This window comes from Pedobacter sp. Bi126, from assembly GCF_918698245.1.
Taxonomy (GTDB): Bacteria; Bacteroidota; Bacteroidia; order Sphingobacteriales; family Sphingobacteriaceae; genus Pedobacter.
Window position 1 is genome coordinate 136,459 of the sequence record NZ_CAKKMS010000001.1, and the last position, 24,164, is coordinate 160,622.

At 41.3% G+C, this 24,164-nt stretch carries 16 protein-coding genes; 6 read left to right on the forward strand and 10 right to left on the reverse strand.

Annotated features, from left to right (window positions below; genetic code table 11):
• Positions 1-31 precede the first annotated feature (31 nt).
• From LQ201_RS00435 to LQ201_RS00450, 4 genes are read left to right on the forward strand one after another with little or no spacing between them, the layout of a single operon-like run.
• The gene (locus tag LQ201_RS00435; protein ID WP_230144211.1) at positions 32-1,861 is read left to right on the forward strand and encodes a RagB/SusD family nutrient uptake outer membrane protein; all 1,830 of its coding nucleotides are present in this window, start codon (positions 32-34) and stop codon (positions 1,859-1,861) included.
• A 32-nt stretch (positions 1,862-1,893) separates the two neighbouring features.
• Positions 1,894-3,222 carry an IPT/TIG domain-containing protein gene (locus tag LQ201_RS00440; RefSeq protein WP_230144210.1) on the forward strand — a complete coding sequence of 443 codons (1,329 nt, stop codon included), beginning with the start codon at positions 1,894-1,896 and terminating at the stop codon, positions 3,220-3,222.
• Between the two features lie 32 nt (positions 3,223-3,254).
• Positions 3,255-4,700, forward strand: a complete 1,446-nt coding sequence (locus LQ201_RS00445) for a right-handed parallel beta-helix repeat-containing protein (protein WP_230144209.1) — start codon at positions 3,255-3,257, stop codon at positions 4,698-4,700.
• Positions 4,670-5,212: a LacI family DNA-binding transcriptional regulator gene (locus tag LQ201_RS00450; RefSeq protein ID WP_230144208.1), complete on the forward strand. Its 543-nt coding sequence runs from the start codon at positions 4,670-4,672 to the stop codon at positions 5,210-5,212. Before LQ201_RS00445 ends, LQ201_RS00450 begins: the two co-directional genes overlap by 31 nt.
• Here the strand turns inward: LQ201_RS00450 and LQ201_RS00455 are convergent.
• On the reverse strand, positions 5,154-7,301 hold the full coding sequence (locus tag LQ201_RS00455; protein WP_230144207.1) for an alpha-N-acetylglucosaminidase: 2,148 nt from the start codon (positions 7,299-7,301) through the stop codon (positions 5,154-5,156). The genes LQ201_RS00450 and LQ201_RS00455 overlap by 59 nt on opposite strands.
• A 206-nt stretch (positions 7,302-7,507) precedes the next feature.
• On the opposite strand from LQ201_RS00455, the gene LQ201_RS00460 reads away from it, so the two are divergent.
• Both LQ201_RS00460 and LQ201_RS00465 read left to right on the forward strand, forming a co-directional pair.
• Positions 7,508-9,850: a beta-galactosidase gene (locus LQ201_RS00460; RefSeq protein ID WP_230144206.1), complete on the forward strand. Its 2,343-nt coding sequence runs from the start codon at positions 7,508-7,510 to the stop codon at positions 9,848-9,850.
• A 225-nt stretch (positions 9,851-10,075) separates the two neighbouring features.
• Positions 10,076-10,954, forward strand: coding sequence for an AraC family transcriptional regulator (locus LQ201_RS00465; protein WP_230144205.1), 879 nt, complete (start codon positions 10,076-10,078; stop codon positions 10,952-10,954).
• A 178-nt stretch (positions 10,955-11,132) separates the two neighbouring features.
• Here the strand turns inward: LQ201_RS00465 and LQ201_RS00470 are convergent, their stop codons facing one another.
• The 9 genes from LQ201_RS00470 to LQ201_RS00510 all read right to left on the reverse strand — a co-directional run bounded on the left by LQ201_RS00470 (position 11,133) and on the right by LQ201_RS00510 (position 24,115).
• The gene (locus LQ201_RS00470) at positions 11,133-12,260 is read right to left on the reverse strand and encodes a glycoside hydrolase family 105 protein (protein WP_230144204.1); all 1,128 of its coding nucleotides are present in this window, start codon (positions 12,258-12,260) and stop codon (positions 11,133-11,135) included.
• Positions 12,261-12,392: 132 nt separating this feature from the next.
• The gene (locus LQ201_RS00475; RefSeq protein ID WP_230144203.1) at positions 12,393-13,925 is read right to left on the reverse strand and encodes a DUF4955 domain-containing protein; all 1,533 of its coding nucleotides are present in this window, start codon (positions 13,923-13,925) and stop codon (positions 12,393-12,395) included.
• 4 nt (positions 13,926-13,929) lie between these two features.
• On the reverse strand, positions 13,930-15,372 hold the full coding sequence (locus LQ201_RS00480; protein ID WP_230144202.1) for an alpha-L-fucosidase: 1,443 nt from the start codon (positions 15,370-15,372) through the stop codon (positions 13,930-13,932).
• 76 nt (positions 15,373-15,448) lie between these two features.
• Positions 15,449-16,789: a polysaccharide lyase 6 family protein gene (locus LQ201_RS00485; RefSeq protein ID WP_230144201.1), complete on the reverse strand. Its 1,341-nt coding sequence runs from the start codon at positions 16,787-16,789 to the stop codon at positions 15,449-15,451.
• Between the two features lie 43 nt (positions 16,790-16,832).
• Positions 16,833-18,020, reverse strand: a complete 1,188-nt coding sequence (locus LQ201_RS00490) for a glycoside hydrolase family 88 protein (RefSeq protein WP_230144200.1) — start codon at positions 18,018-18,020, stop codon at positions 16,833-16,835.
• 5 nt (positions 18,021-18,025) lie between these two features.
• Positions 18,026-19,888: an alpha-L-fucosidase gene (locus LQ201_RS00495; protein WP_230144199.1), complete on the reverse strand. Its 1,863-nt coding sequence runs from the start codon at positions 19,886-19,888 to the stop codon at positions 18,026-18,028.
• Positions 19,888-21,054 carry an alginate lyase family protein gene (locus LQ201_RS00500; RefSeq protein ID WP_230144198.1) on the reverse strand — a complete coding sequence of 389 codons (1,167 nt, stop codon included), beginning with the start codon at positions 21,052-21,054 and terminating at the stop codon, positions 19,888-19,890. Before LQ201_RS00500 ends, LQ201_RS00495 begins: the two co-directional genes overlap by 1 nt.
• Position 21,055: 1 nt before the next feature.
• Complete coding sequence (locus LQ201_RS00505; RefSeq protein WP_230144197.1) at positions 21,056-23,203, reverse strand: TIM-barrel domain-containing protein; 2,148 nt, start codon at positions 23,201-23,203, stop codon at positions 21,056-21,058.
• 126 nt (positions 23,204-23,329) lie between these two features.
• The gene (locus LQ201_RS00510) at positions 23,330-24,115 is read right to left on the reverse strand and encodes a hypothetical protein (protein WP_230144196.1); all 786 of its coding nucleotides are present in this window, start codon (positions 24,113-24,115) and stop codon (positions 23,330-23,332) included.
• Between the last annotated feature and the right edge of the window lie 49 nt (positions 24,116-24,164).

The window sequence follows — 24,164 nt, forward strand, 5'->3', positions numbered from 1 at the left end:
TTGATCAATTATAGCATTAAAAAATATTCTGATGAAAAGAAAATATTTAATCATTATAGCAACAGGGACATTATTCTTAACAAGTATATTATCCGCATGCAAACACCTGGACGAAAAACCAGATAACCTCCTCACTTCAGAGATCCTTTGGAGCAACCGCGCAAATGCAGAGTCTTACCTCTACAACATTTATGGTGCGGTGCTCGAAATCGACTTTGCGCATATTGGCATCAGCGATGAAGCATCTGTTTCTATCCCGGGTACAAATGTAAGACAGATGGTTGCAGGAAACTGGAGCCCGGTAAATGCCTACTATGACCATTGGGACCATTACTATACCGGCATCAGATCAACTTTTATTTTCGAGGCCAACGTTGGACGTGTACCCGAATCGCAGCTGAGTTCGGCTTTAAAAACTCAGTATAAAGCAGAGTCAAAGTTCTTAAGGGGCTGGTTTTATTGGCAATTACTTAAACAGTACGGGCCGGTGGTAAGATTAACAACCGCGCTTGCACTGGATGAAGATTTTAATAAATATCCACGAAATACTTTTGATGAATGCAAAGACTATGTGAACCAGTTAATGGATGAAGCAGCCGTTGATCTGCCGGTAAGCTGGGCTTCCTCCAGCAACTATGGTCGGCCGTCAAAGGGGTCTTGTCTGGCAGTAAAATCGCAACTTGCACTCTGGGCCGCCAGTCCGCTGTGGAATGGAAACCCGGCGTTCAGCTCGCTAAAAAATCAGGATGGGAAAGCGCTCGCGCCTACCTCCTATGATCCAAATAAATGGAAAATTGCTGCAGATGCTGCGAAAGCGGTGATGAACCTCAATGCTTATAAGTTATTCACCAATCTGGATAACGGTGGTACCAGGTTTGATCCATATTTTTCTGTACGCGATCTTTTCCTGGCCAATTGGAACAGCGAAATCCTGTTCTCCAGAAATTCGTGGAACTATTGGGGATACACCAAAGCATCCTCACCAAATCCAGGGGGGATCAATCTGTATAATGCCACTCAAAACGTAGTTGACGCCTTCTATATGAACAATGGCCGCTCCATTGATGATCCATTATCTCAATATAACGAAACTGGTTTTGCAGAAAATAACAGTGATCAGAGCTGGGGACATAAAAAAGGCCAATGGAATATGTATGCCAACAGGGAGGCCCGTTTTTATGCGTACATCCAATACAATGGCCGCCCGGTGTTGCCCGCCCCTACTGTTGATGATAAGAACTATTATTCTTCAGCTGGCAATGTTGACGGTACCGGACGTATAGAATTCTATTATTCAGGTAAAGCCGGCGCTAAAGCCACCGGAATTACCAATAACATCACCGGTTACAATTTTCTAAAAAACATCAGCCCGGCTGATAACATCAGGCAGGATGCTACCAATTACAGGCCCTTCATCATTATGCGTTATGCGGAGATTCTACTCAATTATGCCGAAGCTTTAAACGAGTACGATCCTTCCAATCCCGAAATTGTCCAGACCATAAACCTGGTAAGGACCAGAGCAGGCCTACCGGGAATTGAAACTGTATATCCTAATGCAGTTGGAAACAAAGAGCTCATGAGAAAATACATCCTTAAAGAAAGACAGGTAGAGTTGTGCTTCGAAGGCGACAGGTATTATACCCTGATTAGAAGACTGCTACTCGGCGCTGCCGAAAACCAAACGATCTACACCATGAATGTGAATGAAGACGACGGTGGACTTGGATTTGGTTTTACCTCCTTTTACAAACGTACCTTATTTCAAAAAAGAGCCTGGGAGAACAAAATGTACCTCTTCCCTATTTCTCAGTATCAGCTCGACCGTGATAGGGCCCTGGTACAAAATCCAGGTTGGTAACTAAAGCATTAATGTATTTAAGAAAGAATTAAATGAAAAAATTCATCCATATCATAGCAGAACGTTCGCACTTGTTAAGCTGCACAATCTGTATTTTGCTCCTTGTTACAAGCTGCAAAAAAAATAAAACCGATGGCTTTGATCCGTCTTCACCGATTGCTATTTCAGATTTTATTCCCAAAAAAGGTGGCGGTGGCACGGAAATACTCATTACCGGAACTAATTTTACTGCTGACGTTTCTAAAATCTCTGTGGTTTTAAACGACTTGCCCCTCAAAGTAATTGGAGCCAGCGCCACACAGATTATGGTGGTGGTGCCAAAAAAATCAAAATCTGGCCTGATAAAAGTGAAGATAGAAAATAAGGAAATTTTAAGTCAGGCCATTTTTAACTATGAATACACAAGAACTGTAACCACCCTTGCCGGTTCTGGTAACGCAGGATTTGCCAACGGTAAGGGAACAGATGCCTCTTTCAACTTTTCCGGTCAAAATTGGTACAGAAGTTCAGGCATTGTGGTAGACGATCAACTCAATGTTTATGTAGCTGATCCAGGTAACCATTGTATTCGCAAAATCGATCCGGAAGGAAATGTGAGCACCTTTGCAGGCAATCCGGCCCTTGCGGGCTATGCGGATGGCAAAGGCACCGCTGCAAATTTCTCTTTGCCATACGACCTCGCCATTGATGGCAGTGGAAACATCTATTGTGTAGATCCCGGCAACTGGGACATCAGGATGATCAGCCCGGATGGACAGGCTAAAACATGGGGTTTTGGTAGTCAGGCGCCCTGGAGCGTTGCTTTTGACAAAAGCAGCGGTAAGCTTTTCTATGCAAGCTGTTCCAGCCCAGGAAGCGTTTACCAGATCGATGCACAAGGCAGCACCAAAGAAATCATCTCCGGTCTCAATTATCCTGCGGGGATTAAATTTGACCATGCTGGTAATTTATTTGTATCTGCGCATGGCGATCAGGTGATCAGAAAGTTCAATGCGGGTACCTGGCAAGGAAGCATTGTTGCGGGCCAACAGGATAAAATAGGTTATTTAAATGGCGACCCTAAATCGGCTCAATTTGCTTACCCATGGGGCATTGCTATAGATGGCAGCGATAATATTTACGTTGCCGGCAATGGAACCGGTGGTGGCAGCACCAGCAATCCTGATCAAAGTATCCGATTGGTACAAGCGAATACTTATCAGGTGAGCACCTTTGCAGGGAGTAGTGTAGCCGGATATACGGACGGATTTGGACAGCAGGCATCTTTCAGTGCACCTGGCGGTGTTGCAGTAGATAAAAACGGAACCGTTTATGTATTGGACAAAAACAACAACAGGATCAGAAAAATCATTTCAGAATAATTTAGTTCACGAGGTAATTTCAAAATAAGCATATGAAATTTTATTGTTTCCTAGGCCTGTTTTTATTAGCACAGACGCTGGTCTGTGCTAATAAAACGTTTGCTGCTGCACTGCAAACCAAAAAGAAGCCCCATAAATATTATGTATCGGTTAATGGCTCAGATAGCAATATCGGGACGATTAACGCACCCTTCCAAACCATTAATGTGGCATTAAATCAAGCCGCGCCCGGCGATCAGGTAGTAGTAAGGGCTGGTACTTACCATCAGCAAGTGAAATTTCCCAGATCAGGCACGCCAGGCAAAACCATCAGCCTTCAAAGTTATCCAAAAGAAAAACCGGTTATCGATGGCAGCAAAATTGCGGTTACCGGATGGCAGGCTTTGGTTACGATCAATAATGTGAGTTGGGTAATTATCGATGGTTTTGACATTTGTAACCTACATAGTTCCTTGGTCAACACAGATCCTCAAGGCATTGCGATTTACGGCAGTGGCCAGCACATCACCATTAAAAATTGCAGCATTTATAACATCAAAAACAATACTACACTTGCCCAGGGCAGAAGCGGACATGCCATACTCGCCATCGGAAACGGCACCATCCCCATGTCAAACCTATCTATTACCGGTTGTACCGTTCACGATACCCAAACCGGAACAAGTGAAAATGTAACCCTTGCCGGAAATATAGAGGGCTTCACGTTCAGCAACAATAAAGTATATGATACAGAAAACATTGGCGTTATTGTAGCCGGCGGCGATGGCCTTAACCCTCGCGGGGCTGTTGCGACAAACTATGCCCGCAACGGAATCATCAGCAATAATATTTTTCACCATAACACCATGACCAAAACGCCTGAAACTTGGGGAGCCGACCGATATGGCGCAATCTCTATTTATGTGTGTGGCGGGGCCAATACCCTGATCGAAAACAATATTGTTTATGAAAGCGACAGAGGAATCGGTCTGGTTAGTGAAAGCAATATTTACCCCACAAGAACCACAACAGTTAGGAACAACCTGGTTTATAATTGTTATCGCACCGGTATTTACCTGGGCGATTATTTAAATTATACCATCTCGGGAACTAAAAACTGTTCCATATTGAACAATACGCTGTTTCAGAACAACCGCGTGCTGGGCGCATTCGGAGAAATAGAGGGCGAAATCAGGCTGACTGAACACTGTGATAGCAACGTGATCAAATACAACCTTGTTTATGCCGGCCCTCAGGATCTCCTTGTTCACAAATACACCTCAACGGGAAGTCATAACCTCATTGACCATAATAGCTATTTTAGCACCACACAGCCGCAATGGATCTGGAACAGCACCAATGGCAATCCAATCAGTGATTTCCAGACCTGGAAAAAATCCAGCGGTCAGGATACGCATTCAACCTTAAAAATCGTCAACTCAAAGTTTTACGCTAACCGCCTAAAGAAATGGAAAAGATCCCTACAATCAAAGATATAGCCAGACGCCTGAAGATTAATCCTTCAACGGTATCGAGAGCGCTTAAAGGCCACCCCAGTATTGGCCTTGTTACTACAATGAGGGTAAATAAAATTGCGGAAGAGCTAAATTATCACCCCAATCAAAATGCAATATTCCTGAAACAGGGAAAAACCTTTACCGTAGGCGTTGTGCTTCCGGATATTGCAGATCCTTTTTACTGTTCCATTCTGAGTAAAATGGAACGTTATTCGCACAAAAAAAATTACAATGTTATTTTTGGCCAGTCATTTAAGAACCCTGACCAGGAAAGACAAATCCTGGAAAACATGACAAACCTGCGGGTAGATGGTATTCTGATTGCACTCTGCAAGCCTAAAGTGCCCTCAAAACAGCTCGATCAGTTAAAAAGATACAATATTCCTGTTGTGATTTTAGACAGCAGGAATATTGTTAGCGATCAGCCTCATCAGTTTATTGAGCGGTTGTTTTCGATCTTAGAATTTCAGCAACTACCTGATATAAAGGCTTAGTTACATCATCCTTTTTGATTTCCAAATTTCGCTCTACCCATGCACGCTCCCACCAAAAAAAGTCGGGAGCCTGCATGTTTTTACCCTGAAGCTGGTTTCGCAAATATTCGAGGTACATTTCCCACCTCACCAGGTAATAGTCCTTCATTAATCCTCCCCATTCCTTATACGCATAATCACGCAGGTTATCTTCGGCCGGATTATGCTCTCCCCAATAAGTAATCAGCATCATCGCATTATGGATATTCAGCTTTTTCTCTTCGCTGGTTTTCCCCAGGTTTAATGCCTGAGTTTTGTAAGTATTTAACTGATAATATGGGTGGGCAGATAAAAGGTCGTCAGTTAAACGGATCATATCCAGAAACTGAGCAGAAACTTTAGTAAACCGTTCGGTATTTTTCTCATTGTAAGCCTTTGCCATGTCTTGAAAAACCTGTTCTCCATCATTGGCCAATACCTGCCTTAAGATATTGATCAGATCGATCTGGTAAGTGTTGGAATGTTTAAATTCTGGTGCAGCTTTTGCGAATTGCAGGGCTGCCTCCTTAAATTTCACCAGGTCGTAGGTTCGTACCCTGGTACCCCAGCGGGAAACCGCTTTTGCATCAAGTGCTGGCCTGACACAAAATATAGATTCACTTGCACCTTCCTGGTAACCCGGAATACTTTGGTAAATGGTTTCGAGAAATCCCTGCCAGGCTTGATCGATATGAGGATTTGATTTTCCATAACGATATTTGGTATAACCGCTCAGCCAGTTTTTAACCTCAACATGTTCATTTCGCCAACCCAGCTCCAACATCAGATCATATACAGGAGGGTTGTTATTCAGCCCTTCAGGCATAATCCCTACCCCTTTTAATACTTCATTGTAAGGACCTTTTCTGATCCTGTCTACCTCGTCTGCAAAGCGTTGCAGCTTTCCGTACAAACCTGGTCTTTCCCCAAAATTGTTCACTACACTCCAGATAAATGGTGTAGAATCGTAACCTTTTCTCTTCTCCCAATTATTGGTGAATTCGCCAAACAGCTCCTGTACCAGCACATGCGGCTTATCTAAACCATCAAGCATTTGCTGCTTCGGATTATCCTGCCAGCCTTGGAGCACCCAGATCGATCCTGGGAAACTCTTCTGCATTTCCTGTTGAATGGATCTGCCTGCCACCTTTAAATCTATGCCCGCAGTAATTCCACCTTCGTGGAAAGGATCTCCTGCAAAAAAACGGATGTCTTTTCCGTATGTTTTCTGAACTTCCTTGTAATATATTCCTGCTATCCTGGAGAAGTCAGGGCTGTTAGGAACCAAAATATCCGGCCGTTTAAATGCACCCCAGGTTTTTTGGTCGATGATCTGTGCTTTACTTTTATCTTTCAAAGAGCCCGGAACCATCCCATAAAAACCTTGTAATACCGGTGCTATTCCCAGTTCTTTCATTCTAGCCATCATTTTCTGCTGCAGCGCCTTACGGCCATCTATCTCACTTTGAGGCATTGGGCCTCCCCAACCCTGAATGTTTCCCATAAGCCACCACGCGGTATATGCAGGTCCCACTAAAAAATCATTAATCTCCTGGTCAGTATATCCAATCTGTTTCAGCGTTTTTTGCCATACTGCTTCCATACCGTTTACGGTAAGCATCAGGTTAACACCATTTAAAGCCATCCAATCGAGCTCATGTTCCCAGTCTTTCCAATCATAAAAGCTCATGGTATAATTATAGGTACAATAGTTTAAGGCATAACGGTATTTTGCAGGGGCCTCAACGCGTACACTTTTCTTTACCTGGGGTATTGGGTATACTGCCGAAAGGTTATCGCCCATGTGCGACATGGAGCGGTTACAGTAGTATTTTAAATACCAGTTCAATCCAACTGCCGCAGCATTGGGACCGGATGCACTGATGATTAGTTTATTGCCAGTACTGTTTAACTCAAAAACGTCCTTCTGATCGATTTTTAACTGCTTAAAAACCACCCGGTCTGCTAACCATGGTGTTCTTCGCTTGATCAACTCCTGAACAGACCTGAACGGTTGGGCCAAAAGATTTAACGGGATTAAAAACAAAAGTAAACAGGTAAATTTTCGCATAAAATTATTCGGTTTTTTATTTCAAAAAGACCGAAACTAATTAAAATAAATTGTAAAAAGCTGTGCGGAATATGGCCTGAACGCGCCTGAAAATTACACAATCGATTGTTTTATATACCGCAATCGAATGCGTAATTTTTACTTATTTTATTTATTCTTTTTTTGATTAGCATTGTGCTAAATGTTTGTTTAAACATCACCCAATCATGAAAAAGCAGCTAGTCGGTTTATTTTTTTTTATACTATCCGCATTCTATTTCCAATCGGTTTTAGCCCAACAGGAAACATCGGCACCTTTTAAGATCAGTACAGCATCTTTTATCCTTAATGGCAAACCTTATGTGATCCGTTGTGGCGAACTGCATTTTGCCCGGATCCCGAAAGCTTACTGGAGGCAGCGTTTAAAAATGGTGAAGGCCGTTGGCTTGAATACCGTTTGTGCTTATTTGTTCTGGAACTTCCACGAAACTACACCAGGCAAATTCAATTGGGAGGGCCAGGCGGATGCAGCAGAATTCTGTAAAATAGCACAGCAGGAAGGATTGTATGTAATTTTACGCCCAGGCCCCTACTCCTGTGCCGAATGGGAGTTTGGCGGTTTTCCGTGGTGGCTGTTGCAAAAGAAAGACATTAAACTGCGTACACAGGATCCCTACTACCTGGAGCGCAGCCGTTTATACCTGCAAGAAGTTGGACGTGTATTAAGCCCCTTGCAAATTACCCACGGTGGCCCTATCCTGATGGTACAGGTAGAGAACGAATATGGCAGTTACGGAAACGATAAAGATTACCTATTAACACTTAGGGATTACCTGAAGGAAGCTAAATTCGATGTTCCGTTTTTCACCTGCGACGGGGTGGTTCAGCTAAAGAACGATGTGCAGAAAGATCTTTTCGCTGTGGTAAACTTCGGAAGCAACCCTGAAGCGGGTTTTAAAGCTTTGCGCGAGGTTCAGCCTGAAGGACCTTTAATGTGTGGCGAATATTACCCCGGATGGTTCGATTCATGGGGCAATGCGCACCATACCGGTTCGGCAGACCGCATGGTGAAAGAACTGGAATATATGCTCCAACAGCAGGCTTCATTCAGCATCTATATGATCCATGGCGGAACTTCGTTCGGCTTATGGGCAGGAGCCAACTGCCAACCATATGCACCAGAAACTTCCAGTTACGATTACGACGCACCCATTAGTGAAAACGGATCGGCTAATGCTAAATTCTATGCATTGCGGGATATGCTTAAAAAGTATCTGCAACCAGGAGAAGTTTTGCCAGAAGTACCTCCCGCAATACCGGTACAGCAGATTGCACCATTTAACTTAACAGGGGTTGCCCCTATCTTTGCACAACTGGGCAAACCTAAATTGGCCGACACGACCTTAAATATGGAAGATCTGGGCCAGGGATATGGAATGGTGGCTTACGAAACCACCCTGCCAGCCGGAGCGAAAAGCACGCTCGACCTTGGCGAAGTTCATGATTATGCGGAAGTATACCTGGATCAGAAACTGATTGGCGTATTGAACAGAATGAAAAATGAGCACAGTATCGATCTACCCGCATTTGCAAAGAACAGCAGGCTTCGGATACTGGTAGAAGCCATGGGCCGCGTAAATTTCGGCGAATATATGCACGACCGTAAAGGTTTACTGGGCGAAGTTTATCGGACCACTCATACATCAAAAGTTCAGTTAAAGGGGTGGAAACATTATTCCATTCCCTTAGGTGAGGGAAATCCTCCATTTAAATATCAACCAATCGGCACAGCAGGAAAACTAAACGAACCGGCTTTTTATAAGGGCAGTTTTACGGCTAAAAACAAAAATGATTTTTACCTGGATATGCGCTGGTTCAAAAAAGGTGTAATATGGATTAATGGCCATTGCCTGGGCCGCTACTGGAATATCGGGCCTACTCAAACCATGTATGTTCCGGGGGTATGGCTAAATTCAGGAAAGAACGAGGTGGTGGTGCTCGATCTTCATCGCCCCGTTGCAGCACGCCTGCAGGGATTAGAAAAACCGATTCTTGATAGCCTTACTGAGGTGAAAGCCATCAGCAGCAATCACCGCAAAGCCGGGCAGCAATTTGGAAACAACTCTGACCAATTGATTTATAGTGGAACAATGCAAAATTCCGCTTCATGGCAAACCTTTAATTTTCCTTTAAAAAACGGTAGATATATTGCCCTTGAGGCATTAAACAACTTTGCCGACGATGCTTATACAGCACTCGCGGAGTTGGAAGTTTTAGACGGAAATGGCCAGCAAATTCCAAGGAACTTATGGAAAGTGGTATATGTAGACAGTGAGGAACTAAAAAGCCAGGATGGTAAATCAGAAAATGTATTCGATCTTCAATATACCAGTATCTGGCATAGCCAATGGAAAGATAACAGTCCAAAACATCCACATCAGGTTGTAATTGATTTGGGTGCACAAACGGCCATTACCGGCATTAAGGTATTGCCACGGCAGGATATGGAAACAGGCAGGATTAAGGATTTCAGGCTATATTTAAGTGGCAAAATATTTAATGGACTTTAGTTACAATTACTATTCTTTTTGCAATTAGCCCTTATCAACATAGCCTAAAAAATTGTAACCGGAATACCTCAAGTGGTTAATTAATGCCATGATAATAGCTCGTGTAAAAATAATATCGCATAACAGGGAAATATTACCCAATCACTCAACAATATTGGCACAAGCATTAAACGACATCTAATTTTGTAGTATATTTAAGAGACTAACCAAAACATAAAATCAGATATGAAACCGCAATTACTAAAAGTTTCAACAGCGCCTACACAATCTTTTAGTGTAAGAAGAGACCTGATTCCGCACATGAACAACAAATGGCACTATCATCCGGAAATTGAGCTCATCCACCTCAAAAAAGGCGTTGGAACGCAATTTATCGGCGACAACATTAAAAGTTTTAGATCAGGAGATATTGTACTGGTGGGACCTCATCTGGCTCATTACTGGAGATTTGACGATAGTTATTTCAAAGACCAGTCGAAAGCACGTGCAGACGTGCGCGTGGCACATTTCAGCGAGAACTTTTGGGGAGATCAATTCCTTAACCTACCTGAAAACAAAGCGATTAAATCATTGCTCGAAAGCAGCAGAAGGGGCCTGCAGGTGAACGGCAAAATTAAGACAAAAGTAGCAGACCTATTGGAAAAAATGCTGGCATCAGAAGGATCGGCCCGTATCATACTACTGATGGAAGCGCTCAACCTGATCGCCAACTGCAACCATACGGTTAAACTTTCATCTATCGGCTTTAAGCAGGATTACGACGAGACGGCAAACATCAAGATCAATGCGATATACAATTTCACGCTTGAAAATTTCAGGAGAAAAATACACCTGGAAGAAATTGCAAATGTAGCTGTAATCAGTCCAAATTCATTCTGCAGGTACTTTAAATCTAAAACCGGCAAAACATACTCACGGTTTCTCACCGAAATAAAGGTTGGCCATGCCTGCAGACTATTAATCGAGAACAAACTCAACATTAAACAGTTGTGCTATGAAAGTGGGTTTAACAACATGGCCAGTTTTCATAAATATTTCAAAATCACTACAGGAAAAAGTCCGTTAAGTTATCAGCGTGAATTCATTTCTCAACACACCAATTAACTAACTTTCCATTATCACGATCTACAGATCTCATGTATTTTCTTCGGGTAAAGGAAGCTACCCCATCCCGAAGAAAATTTATGTATTTATCAATAATAACTCATTCAGCAAGCGCCTGCATAAGCGACGGTATATTGAATTCAAAAAATAAATTCTTGCAACGTAGGGTCAAAAACTACTAATCTATCAAAGCTGCTGCAGTCCACAAAATAGGCGCCTGCCCGTGCATATCGCCTACTATCCTTTTACGGTCGAGGTAGTATTGTTTATCGTTTTTCTTATTGGTGCCTTCACACACATCCTTCACATCACCATTTTCGTCTAGGCAAGATACAAGGCCCAGCCAGGCTTTTCTTGCGGCCGGTGCATATTTCTCTTTGTTTAGCCAACCTTTTTTCACGCCCACCACCATGGCATAAGCAAACATTCCGGTTGATGAACTCTCCTCCCACGATGAAGGCTCATCTATCAATTGCCTCCACATACCCGATGGCGCCTGGTAGGCCAATAAAGCGCTCATCATGGTTTGATAGCCTTTTATAATGCGCGGGCGATCGGGATTGTTTGCCGGCAGGGAGCTTAATATTTCGGCCATGCCCGCTGCCATCCATCCATTGCCCCGCGCCCAAAAGAAAGGAACATCCGGTGCATGATAGAATAAGCCATTTGGTTTCTGAAGTGAATCCAGGTACAATACCATTTCCTTAGCCGCTCTGTTGATATATTTTTCATCCTTCGTAGCCCGGTAAGCCTGGGCCTGTAGTGCCGTAATCATAAACATATCATCTATCCACATCCGCGTGTGCCAGGTATAACCATTTTTAAAAGCTGCTAGTTGGACCGGACTAACTTTTACGCCAGAATCTGGCATAGCCCATTGTTTATCGGCAATGCTTTGCCCCATTTCCTTATATTTTTTATCGCCTGTTTGTATAAAAAGCTGAAGTGGTATGGATCCAAAAACCGCATAATCTACATTGGTTACCGGTGGGATCATGCCAGCTTCTTCCTTGAACATCGGTTCAAACCTTTTGATCAGGTCATTTTTCAATCTACGGTCGGCTGATGCTTTAGCAAATTTTAAAGCACCATACCAGGCACAGCTTTCTGCATAGGTGATTACCCTAGGTGGAGTTGATTTGTTAAAATTGGTGTGCGGAGTGGCTACAAATCTGGCAGCCACTTTTGTGCCTATTTCTTCTGATGAAACGCCTTTAGGCCATTTTTTTAAATCAGCAGATTGAGAAAAACCTATAAAAGGAAAGCCAATTAGCAAGCCTAAGATTACGGTAATATTTTTTTTCATGATGTATATATTTCAAATCAGTTAAAGCCAGAAACAGCCTCCAATGGTTTAATTTTTCAAAATTAACTATCCGGTAGCAACCCTTGCTTTAGCTATTTTTTCTTACAGCTCATTATAAATAACTTAAACCCGTTATTCGGCAATATTCTTACCTGTTAATCGCAATTGAAGTTGCGCTTCGAACAAAGATCGTGGCAATACTTCATGTCCTTGGGATTCATTGATTCCCACATTTTCAAAAGTAACTTTCCCATTAGATTGGAAGCCCGCTAAAAAAGGTAGCGCAATCGAATAATTCCGTCTTCTAACCAAATCCCAAAAATTATAATGTTGCTCTTTCGCAGACTGATGCCTAAAATTCCATAACACCAAATATTTAGCATGATGTGGATGACCAGGCTCAGGGCCTCCCAGGTTGTAAAAAACCCCACCCTGAATATCATCATACAAAGTTGCAAAAGGTTGTCCAGAATGGATATCGATATTTTGGTCTGTACCCAAAGTACATTGTGTAATTACTGTATTTACAGCACTATAACCTGTTCCTGCACCATGATGCTGCGCATCATTGAAATTGCAATTTTTGATTAAAACGCCGTAACCGGTACGGGCATGAACAGAAGCGTGACCTTTCTTACCTGTGGAATTTACGTTCAGTATACTAACCTGATAGCCTGAACGGATGAATAAGCCTTCATTCCAATCCTGGAACTCGCAATTCCGCACCCAGCTATTTTTAACATACTCCATACCTACCGCTTCATAGGCATAATCGTGTATCGCATTTTTGTGGTGAACAAACGCTTCAGGGTAAGTTTTCCAGTTACTGGTAAATCTGATATCTTCTATACCGCATTCCTCAATCGAATTATAATTTAACAGTTCAAAAGGAGCACTCTTTACTAAAATAAGGTCAAAATGGATCGGATTTTTAAATTTCACCCTGTTACCCTCAATTTTTTCGATAGTATGAATCTCATTGATCAACATTCCACCATCTTTGCCAAATAACCTTGTCCATTGTGGTTTTAGTTCCAGTGGTGAGAAGTACAATTTTGTGAATTCTTCACTCCTGTGCTTTAAAACAACATCCATTCCTATTTTTAGCGAGGCCGTATTTTCCACTTCTACCCAGAAACTTTCGCGTTCTGCATTTTTGGTAATTGCTGTTAATCTATTTTGAGCATTCGCAGCAGGTTTAAACAAAATTTGCCTGCCATTAATTCTCATTTTATCCTGATAAATTTCTGTCCCCCCTAATCCGCTGCCACTTCCTTTTAAAATAATATTGCTTTTAGAAATTCGAATCTGCTTGGTACTATCATTATCTTTTGACAATAAAAATTTACCGGCCGGGAAGAAAACCACGCCACCATCCGCATTTTTTTCAGCGGCGTCTATCGTTTTTTGAATAGCATCATCATCATATAGATTATCATTGGGTTTAGCACCAAAATCGAGTACATTAAATACCTGTTTACCAGAAAGGGATGGGATTTCTTTTTCAGAAAAATGATAGCCGGCATACGAAAAATCGGGTAAAATTGGTGTTTTGCCTTGTGCTTTGGCAGTTATAAAATCTTGCCAAAGTGGTGTTACTTTTTGCGCTTTTGCAGGCGTAAAATAGGCAACAGATAAAATTAAACAGCTTAAAATCCTCATCATATCATTAATCTATTGATCCGGTTTTCATTTTCTCTTTACCTAATTCGCCAAACCAGGTTTGCATATTGCCTTTCACCTCAACCTTAATTACACTTGCTACTTCATTTGGAGCCGATATTGGAAGTTTAAAGATCATTTCATCGGCTGCTTTTGTCCAGCTTACTTCATTTTTGCTGTTTAACAACTGCGCAGAAACCACCCCATTTTTTAGACCTTTCACGACCAATTCTCCATTTTTTGGCCAATCAAAAACAGAAAAATATAAGGTAGTATTTCCATTTTTAAGGTCTTTTCGGGTTATCCTGCCCCAGGTTTGATCCGGAATAGGGCTTGCCTGAGTTGCGTATATGGCTTCGCTGTATGTTTTCATCCAGCCACCTAAATCTTTTAGCCGCTCTACACTTGCTTCCGGAAAAGAGCCATCGGGTTTTGGACCAACGTTTAATAAATAATTACCACCTTTTGATGCAATATCAACCAAATTACGAATTAAAGTAGTTGACGATTTCCAGTTGGTATCGGAGTTTCTAAAGCCCCAGGTTCCGTTCATCGTCATACAGGTTTCCCAATCTTTGCCATCAAGTTCGCTTAAATTAGGGATTTTCTGTTCAGGTGTTTTAGTATCACCAGGAAAGTTGGGCCGCTTTAACCTGTCGTTTGTGATGATGTTGGGTTGCAATTTTAATTGTTCCTGTAACTTTAAAGCAGCCTCGTCTGTCATGTTGGTTGGGGTATCCCACCATAATACGGCAACATCTCCGTAGTTACTCATCAACTCTTTTACCTGGGGCACGGCAACCCTGTCAATATATTGTGCAAAAGTCGATGTTTCCTGTGCCGGATCCCAATGCCCTTTATGTTCCTGGGTATAACTGTTTATTTTAGTGCTATCAGGATTTGGCCAACCCTCGGCCATCAATTTTCTGGCTACCGAGCCTCCTGCATTGCCCCAATCCTGTGCCTGAGAATAATAAAAACCCAATTTGATGCCATACTTTTTACAGGCCGCAGCCAATGGTTTTAATAAATCCTTTTTATAAGGCGTGGCATCAACAATATCCCAATCGCTTGCTTTCGAATCAAATAAAGCAAAACCATCATGGTGTTTAGCCGTAATGATCAGGTACTTCATTCCGGCATTTTTGGCCATTTTAACCCATTGGTCAGCATCGAATTTTACTGGATTAAATTGTTTCGCTATTGCTTTATATTCGGCAACAGGTACTTTCATCCTGTTCATAATCCATTCGGCACCACCACGGGCTTGCTGGTGTCCATTATATTCTCCTGCCAACTGGGCATATACGCCAAAATGGATGAACATTCCAAAACGGGCCTCCCGCCACCATTCCATTTTTTTTTTATCTTTTGATAATGCTTGCTGAGCTTTGGCAATAGGAGCAGAAAACGCAAATATCAAAAGCAAGAAGCTGATTTTCTTTATCATACTGTTTTATTAAGAAATGAAATTATAAAGCTTTGTTTTTAAAATGCAATAACCAAACTATCGTTATTAATTTGGTTTATTTTACCACCATTGCTTGCACCGGTTTAAACCAGTTTGGGCCAATATTCTTTGTTTTTAAGATGGAAAGTTGGCTACTATTTAGATTTGCTCCTGCTTTCTTACTTTTTACGCTCCAGATACCTCCTTGTTTTTCAAATTCCGCATCTACCACATTAAAACCTTTTTCAAGATCTTGTGGGGCTGATTTTGCATCCAGCATATTTCCACTAAAAGTTACATCAGCTGCTTTATCTACCCAACTTACCGGCTTGATATCTGCTTTTACCAGATTATCGGTAATGACTACTTTTTGTGGAGCTAATATTCGATCGGCATTTTTTCCAGCGCCTATTGAAAAAGCCTCTTTACAATCTACAATGGTATTAGCTATAATCTCCGCATTTTTTACCTGCCAATGGCTTACCAAAATTGGATTAGGAAGGCCATCCATTACAGAAATGGCAGCTCTTAAGCCGGTACCAGTTAATCCTTGCAAATAATTATGGTGTACTTTATGGTTTTCACCAATGACACGGATCCCCCCAGTATTTGCAATTTTATTCCCGATAAAAATATTTCCAAATACTTCATTGTAATTGCCATGGCGCAAGGTTAGCGTACCCACGCTTTCAAAAAACAGGTTATTGGAAATTGTGTTTCTGCAAGATTTTACAGAAACAATCTCTGTTTCACCGTTACAATGGGCAAAAATGTTTGCATCAACCTTTGTAAATGAATCATGAAACGACCAGGTGCTGGTACCAATTCGAATGGTTTCTCCACCATTTCCACCAATATCCGGCCGAGGGCCAAAATAATTATGGTCAATCTGGTGGTAATTTGGTTTATCAGACAACCACACCACAAGCGTTGGACCCTGATTAGTTTTACCTTCAAAAAAACAATGATCTACCCTGTTATGCTCGCCGTACAATGAAGCAAATGTATATTCAGTGGCCTTATCAGGCGGATTGTAACCAATAATGGAAGAATTTGTTAAACGGCAATTAGCAGACTTTTCTGAAAAAACAATCACATCTTCACCTTTTGTAAAACCATTTTTGAAAGATAAACCATCGGTGATTAGCCAGGTTCCATCAATTTTTAGTGATGATGCACCCGTAAAAAATACTTGACCACCCTGCTCTGCGATTAGCTTAATAGGATTTTGCTGTGTGCCATTACCTCTAAAAACCATTTGCTGATTTGTCCATTCGCCATTTTTAACGATTACCTTATCACCTGGTAACAGCTTTAAAGCAGCCAACTCAGCCGCTGTGCTTATTTTGTAATCTTTCGCAGATCCGTAGATCGAGCATCCGATGAGGATAGCCGTTAGGCAAAAATTGAGTTTCATATTGTAGGTTATTTGGTTATTTAATCGGTAATTCGTTGGACAGCTATCTTTTATAGTTTTTATACCTTAGCAGTGCTTCTAAATAATAATAATCGGCATAGTTTAGTGGCACATCTACCTCGCTATTCGATGGTTTTGAGCCTGTGCTGTGCAATAAGATAAAACCTTTGGCCGTTCCAATCGGCGCAATGTAGTCTGTACTTAAACTTTTTAAAATCTGGTTTGCTTTTTCATAATAATCACTTCCTTGATTGCTGTATCTGCTTAATTCATATAAGCCTGAAGCCATAACAGCAGCAGCTGATGCATCTCTTGGCTCGTTCGGGATTTGAGGTGCATTAAAATCCCAATAGGGCACTAAATCTTTCGGCATATTTGGATGGTCGAAAATAAATTTTGCTATACTATCTGCCTGTTTTAAGTAAATTGGATTTTTAGTGTAACGATAGCACATGGTATAACCATATAAACCCCATGCTTGTCCGCGGGCCCAGGCAGATTCATGACTATAACCTTGATGGGTATTCTTTTTCAGCACAGCACCTGTATTTGGGTCGTAATCGATTACATGATACGAGCTGAAATCGGGGCGAAAATGATTTTTCATGGTGGTATTAGCATGGCTTACCGCAATTTTATGGAAAGATGAATCTCCGGTTAGTTTCGTCGCTTCAAATAACAGTTCTAAATTCATCATGTTATCAATAATTACAGGGTTTACCCATTTATCCCTGCTGTGGTCCCAGGATAATATCACGCCTGTTTTAGGGTTAAAGCGGGTGGCCAAAGTTTTTGCACCTTCAATAATTACCGCTTTATCATGGGCACTTCCAGTTAGGCGAAATGCATTACCTACGCTGCAAAAAACCTTAAAACCCATATCATGCGTGGTGCCATTGGTTTTTTCTTTTTCTATAAGGGTGGTAAACTTTCTGGCCGCTGCTTTCCATTCATCGGTTTTATAATACTCATCCAAATACCAAAGTACCCCCGGAAAAAATCCGCTTGTCCAATCTCTGCTCGCCACCAATTTTAGCTTTCCATTGTCTAATGTCCTTGGCGAAATTAGTTCTGGTTTGGCAGCGTCGACAGCTTTTTCCACTTCCTGCAACATTAATTTGGTTTGAGCAGCAGCCTGTTTAAATGCTTTTTTAACATTTACTTTTTGTGCAAAAACACAGGTTTGTGTGGCTAATAAAATGATTGTGGCAATACTGTATTTAAGTTTCATCGTAATTAATTTATAGGAATTAACTGAACTTCTAAAAGTTTCATTAATTCATTCTTTGAAATGTTATCTGGATTTATATTGATGTGATGTATTCCTTTGGCTAATTGTATTTCTCCAATATTTTGTGAGATCACTTTATCGCTGGTTAGTACATTTTGTTTAACTTCCTGTTGATCAATCTTAAAATTATAGCTTCCTTCAGCGTCTTTATCAGCTAAATATTTAATGATAATTTTAAATTTTTGTGGAAACGATGTTCTAAAATCCCATTTGACTGTCTGCCCCATTTTCTCCCATCCTTCTACATAAAAACGATCGGTTTTTCCATCTCCAAACTTAAATCCGTTACTTAAATCGGCATCAAAGGCCAATAATCTGGTTACAGCGGTATTTGTACTCACATAATGTAAATTATCGGCTTTTAGTTGTCCGTTTAAAGCCACAACAATTACGGTATTAGCGGTATCAGGTGCTTTTTTTGGCACATTGATATAGAAATCGCCATCACCAAGAGCTTGCGTGATTAATGTGTGTTTTTTAACATCGGTTAAAAAATAAACCTTATCCATTTTAGATTTTAAGCCTCCCACATATAATTTTCCATCTTTAGGCCAATCAAATACATGTAAATACAACTTATTTTCACTTTGTGTAGTTACACCCCAACTTTGTAAGGGCATTATCGTTTTATGGGTTTTGTAAATACTTTCGGCATTTTTAGCTACCCATTTTTCAATTCCTGAAAGTATCTGTGAATCTTTAGCGTCAAAAGTACCATCGCCCTTTGGCCCCATATTTAAGAGTAAATTACCATTGCGAGCGGCTGCTTTAGCTAAAAGTTGAATGAAAAAATCTGACGTTTTATGTGAATTATCATATTTACTATATCCATACGATTCGTTTGTGGTTGGAATAGCTTCCCAATCTCCTTCTACCGGATAAAATTCGGCTGGCCTGTCTGCAGTATTTTTATAATCTCCAAAATTGGCACTTGCACTTCTTACCAACCTCCCATTTACCACTACATTTGGATCTGTCTCTCCAATGGCTTTTAAAATCCTGATGTTTTCGGAAAGCGGCAATTTTTGTGGTGTATCAAACCATAAAATATCGGGATGGTACCTGGAAAGCAATTCTTTAATTTGTGGGATTGCTTTTTCATCCACATATTTTATTGCCTTTGGCAATAACTCCGGATGCGCTACATACCAATTTACACCACCATATAAACCTAAATCTCCGCCCGGATTCTTGTATTCCCAATCGTTGCCGGGCGCATCAGGATGTTCCCAGTCAAAAGCATGTGAATAGTAAAAGCCAAACTTCATTCCGTGTTTTTTGGCTGCCGCCGCTAATTCGGCCATTGGATCTCTTTTAAATGGCGTTTGAGCCACGATATTGAAATCCGAAACTTTTGAATCGTACATGGCAAAGCCATCATGATGTTTTGCCGTAGTGATAAAATAATTCATTCCTGCTTTTTTAGCGTCTAAAATCCATTTATCTGCATCAAAAAGAACTGGGTTAAACTGATGGGCAACTTCTAAATACGCTTTTTTCGATATTTTTTCCTTGCGCATTAAGTGTTCTGCATAACCGCTCACCTTTTTGCCTTTCCATTCTCCGGCAGGCAAAGAATATACGCCCCAATGTATAAACATGCCAAACTTAGCGTCTCTCCACCATTTTATGCGCTGCACATGTGTTTTCATAGAAGCTGAATACCAGGTATTAACCGCTTCATCAACTGCCTTTTGATCGCGGTCTTTCGCCTGATTAAACATGTCTTTATCCTCATCGCCATTTACCTGAGCAAATGCAAAAAAATGGCCAAATACCAGGGTTGAAAGAATAAATAGTTTCTTCATTACATCCATATTAATGGGTTTCTAATGGGTAAGTTCCTAATTACCTCTTCATCTTTTGGTTGATGATCTAATTTTTTCCAGGTTTTAAACCAGGCTTCATTTTGATAGGCATTTGCGCCAAATAGTAAGAAGGGTTGGGCAACCGGCCAGTTTTCCCAATGCATTACATCTTTTTGAAAAGGCCATAGCGATTTGTCGTTCACAAAAGGATAGAGATATTCAATTCCTTTTTTTATACTTCTCCCATCTGTCAGTTGAAAAGTCCATAAATTGGTTTCGTTATCGGATAAGATTTGACAAAGTGTAGCCATCGCATCTAAATTAAAGAGCGAATAGCCAAATGGTTTGGTACGTTTAGTTTCTCTCGGGAAACTGCCATCTGCTGCCATTTGGTTAGGTAAATGCACCGTTTGGTAACGTTCTCTACAAAAATTAAGTAGCGCTTTATTTTTGGTAAGCCTGGCAAATGAAGCCACTTGCATGGTCCAGCAGGTTCCGTGATTGTTTTCGGCGTTCATTTCATCTTTACCATATTGATGCGTAGTTAACCAGGTTAAATATTCAGCGAACCATTTTTTTATGGCTGCTAATGCCGTGCTATCTGCGGCTTTTGAATCTTGCATCACTAAAACGCCTTGCGCAACCTCCATCAATTGTATGGTGTCTATAATGCCAATTCCCCGCCCGGTAAATCTTCCTTGTATGGCTTGTGCAAACAACAGATTGGGGTTCATTAACGTTTCTGCGTTTACAAACCATGCTTTTAAATGTAGAAATGCATGTTTAACATACTTTTCATCTCCCGTAATTTTATATGCTGACGCCAGGGCGCCGATAATTTTACTGAAACGGATCAGTGCATGGCGATGGGCAACAAAATTATCGGGATTGGTTAGTCCATCTTTCTGAATATAAGGCGCTTTTGCGTTGCTTGGATCTGGCCACCAGTAATCGCCTTCCGAAAAGTAATCGTGTCTGCCACCTGCGCTTCGTGGAGAACTTTGTGCAGTAACTGTTATTGGCACCTGCGCTAAAGCCCATTTTGCTTCTTGTAAAATTTGCTTTTTCAGCACTTTAGCCGCATCAGCAGTATAACCATCATCCGCTTTAGCCTGAAAAGCAATAACAAAGCATAAAAACAGCGCATATTTAATTTTTAGCATCATGTTATTTAGTCATAAATGTAAAACTTACTTTAGCAATGGTATTGGGTTTTCCTTTTTCAGGTGCAGAGATGCTTCCCTTTAACTTACCGTTTTTCAGCCTTTCAACTTTAATTTTCCTCCAGGTAAACGCTCCTTTTTCGAATTCAAAAGTCTCGCCATCATCGTCATATAAATTATATTCACTGGCTTTTTCGCCATAGTGGCGGATTTCGAGATCTACTTTTTCGCCTAATTTTGGTGCATGAAGTAAGGCCGGCATCAGTGGGATTATACCGCCATCTTTAACATAAACTGGTATTTTATCCAGGCCAGGGCTTGCAGTAATCACCTGCCCATCGCCAACAAAAGCGCCCGTGTAAAAATCATACCATTTACCCTTTGGCAATATCACTTTGCGTTGGGTTTGTCCGGTAAACATTGGGGCAACCAATAAATATTCGCCTGCCATGTATTGGTCTTTTATTTCCTTGGCAATCGCTTCTGCGTAAGGATTTTCTTCTAAATTAGCACTACCCGCTTCTGCTTTTGCCTCTTGCTTAAAACCATCTTCCAAATTCATTGCCCTAAACGGTGGTATGCCTTCGAAATGGTATTTTGCAAATTCGGTATACCAATACGGCATCATCCTCATCCTTAATAAAGCATATTCTTTCACTTGTTTTTCCACATCGGGGTAAGTCCAAGGTTTGGTGCCACTTGCCCAAGCATTAATCATGGCCATAGGCGAAAAAACATTAGACTGGAACCTTCTTAACCATTCTTCGCCGGTTTTGGAAGCCCTTACCTCGGGTGTCCACAGTACACTGGCAAAACCACTGTTAATGAGTGCGGTAATAAAATCTTCATGATTATAATAATCATTATAAATTACGTAAGGGAATGAGGTTCCTCCGCCGTTTGATGCCCTGACTAAGCCATAGGTACGTTTGTTGCTTTTTCTGAACATTTCTGCCGAGTAACGCTGCATTAATAACCCGTAAGTTTGCCGCATCTGCTCGGCACTGGTACCCGAAGGGAAAGTGGCCACATCTGGCCATAAATAATAATCATATCCGTCAACCTCATCAATTTTATATCCACTTATTCCGATAGCTACCTGGTCTTTTTGCAGCTGATCAAAAAAAAGCTGCTGTGCTTTTGGTAAAGTAAAATCGGGTACTTCACCCAACCATACGGTATGCGAAGCTGTTAGGGGGCTAATATCTTTATAAAATGGTGCATCCGGCGAAACGCAAGGGTTAATCCAAAGATTGAGCCTGATCCCTTTGGCCAACATATTTTTCACAAAAGCACCCGGATTAGTGAACCTGCTCTTATCCCACGAAAACGTACCTGGATAAGCTTTACTTTGCCAGCCAGGCTCCAGACCTACAAAATCTAAGGGATAACCCTTTTCTTCAAAACTATTTACTTCTTTTTCTACGTCGGCAGCTGTTGAACGGGTCATTACCCTTTGTGTAAAACCCAGCCCCCAACGCGGTGGTAAATAGCCGCCGCCGTTAAATAAATTATATCTTTTAACAGCATCCAACGGTTTAGGCCCAGCAAAAACGTAAATTTCTACACCAGCCGCCGGAACTAAAATTTCTACCTCATCGCCGTTGTTTCGGGATGACCAGCTTTTATCAGAATTTCTATCCTTTGGTATGGGAAAATTTTTACTGTCTTTCCTCATTGCAGTACCTGCCCATACTTTAAGGTATCGTGCCGAATTGATAAAAACGCCGTATCCGTTTGATGAAACATAAAAAGGTACCGGAGCATGCGTTCTGCCATTATCTTTCCCACCATAATGATCTACATGCAGTTCCAAGATCTTTCCCCGCTGGTGTATGGTTTGAAAATTTAATCCGAAACCGTAAAGTTGCTCGGTTTTGTCAAGCGGGATTCTTAAATAAGTTTTGCCATCGTTAAGCTGTGCTGTTATGGGTTGATCAGAGAAAGGAAACATAGCATCCCCTAATCTGCCTAAAGATTCTTGATTTGGTTTAGCACCCGAAGCTTTTAAAAGATCATAAGGTTCGGGAATACCAAATACGCCTTTCCATACACCAGGCGCTACTGGTGTCCAGGTGATTCCCTGAGCATTTAAACTAAAATGCAGGTTTAATAGCAATACGGTAAAAAGTAACAATCTGATCAATTTCATGGCGATGTTGATGCTAAATACATGCAGTTGGAACCTCCGCTGGGTATATTCTTTTTGCGGTATAGGTTATGGTAGAAAACAATAAAAACCGGGCACATATTTTATGCCCGGTCGGTCTTCCACAGGTTACAATGAGGGTGCCATCGATGCCCCAAAAACGTGTACAATGCCATTGGTAGCCACATAACCAGCACTGCGGTCATTGGTTCTGTTGTTATGCACAATTGGTGCCTGATCGCTGTTATTCAATATTTTCAGATAAAAAATGCCATTTTCGTCAAAGCCCTTGCCATTGTTGGCATAACCCAACATTGATGATTTGGACAACACCGCATTTGCGGGAAGAATTGATTTTACAGGGACATTATTGGCATTGAGATTATCGAAATTATACTTGCCCTGGCCTATCAGGTATAAGAAATAATTCTTTACATCTTCTCTCGGGTAATCGCTCCATTTGGTTGCAGGCTTGGTTATAGGTAGGCCTGTGGTGGGATTGATACCAGTAACAATTGGATAATCGAACCACAAACCTGCTGTTGGTATGTTGCTGGTTGTTACCGTTACGCCATTGGTTACTTTCGTTGGTAGTACCCTAACCCCAAGGTTATGCAGGAACAGGAAAGTACGATCATTCTTTTCATATTCTGCAAGGTCTATCCCTGCATACTCCAGGCCCAGTTTCATATACTTAAAAACGGTATCAGTCGGATCGTTTGCCATGCCCGTACCTGACGCCCTGTCTTCCAGAAACTTACGGGCCGATACACCAATATTGGGATCAAGCGTTTTCTTTACATAATCGTAATCTTTCTGACGTTCTAAACCGAACATTTTTCCGCAGCCACTTTGGCTAATCGCAATCAAAATCAATAAAGTTGATGGCAATATTCTATTTTTAAAAACTTTCATTTCTATATCATTTACGGCCTGCTGTTATAGACAGGCCCACTGTTAAAAA

Coding starts and splice junctions, on each gene's coding strand:
- LQ201_RS00505 (WP_230144197.1), bottom strand. CDS start 23,203: ATGAAATTGATCAGATTGTTACTTTTTACCGTATTGCTATTAAACCTG.
- LQ201_RS00435 (WP_230144211.1), top strand. CDS start 32: ATGAAAAGAAAATATTTAATCATTATAGCAACAGGGACATTATTCTTA.
- LQ201_RS00510 (WP_230144196.1), bottom strand. CDS start 24,115: ATGAAAGTTTTTAAAAATAGAATATTGCCATCAACTTTATTGATTTTG.
- LQ201_RS00490 (WP_230144200.1), bottom strand. CDS start 18,020: ATGAAACTTAAATACAGTATTGCCACAATCATTTTATTAGCCACACAA.
- LQ201_RS00465 (WP_230144205.1), top strand. CDS start 10,076: ATGAAACCGCAATTACTAAAAGTTTCAACAGCGCCTACACAATCTTTT.
- LQ201_RS00475 (WP_230144203.1), bottom strand. CDS start 13,925: ATGATGAGGATTTTAAGCTGTTTAATTTTATCTGTTGCCTATTTTACG.
- LQ201_RS00480 (WP_230144202.1), bottom strand. CDS start 15,372: ATGATAAAGAAAATCAGCTTCTTGCTTTTGATATTTGCGTTTTCTGCT.
- LQ201_RS00470 (WP_230144204.1), bottom strand. CDS start 12,260: ATGAAAAAAAATATTACCGTAATCTTAGGCTTGCTAATTGGCTTTCCT.
- LQ201_RS00450 (WP_230144208.1), top strand. CDS start 4,670: ATGGAAAAGATCCCTACAATCAAAGATATAGCCAGACGCCTGAAGATT.
- LQ201_RS00455 (WP_230144207.1), bottom strand. CDS start 7,301: ATGCGAAAATTTACCTGTTTACTTTTGTTTTTAATCCCGTTAAATCTT.
- LQ201_RS00445 (WP_230144209.1), top strand. CDS start 3,255: ATGAAATTTTATTGTTTCCTAGGCCTGTTTTTATTAGCACAGACGCTG.
- LQ201_RS00485 (WP_230144201.1), bottom strand. CDS start 16,789: ATGAAACTCAATTTTTGCCTAACGGCTATCCTCATCGGATGCTCGATC.
- LQ201_RS00440 (WP_230144210.1), top strand. CDS start 1,894: ATGAAAAAATTCATCCATATCATAGCAGAACGTTCGCACTTGTTAAGC.
- LQ201_RS00460 (WP_230144206.1), top strand. CDS start 7,508: ATGAAAAAGCAGCTAGTCGGTTTATTTTTTTTTATACTATCCGCATTC.
- LQ201_RS00495 (WP_230144199.1), bottom strand. CDS start 19,888: ATGAAGAAACTATTTATTCTTTCAACCCTGGTATTTGGCCATTTTTTT.
- LQ201_RS00500 (WP_230144198.1), bottom strand. CDS start 21,054: ATGATGCTAAAAATTAAATATGCGCTGTTTTTATGCTTTGTTATTGCT.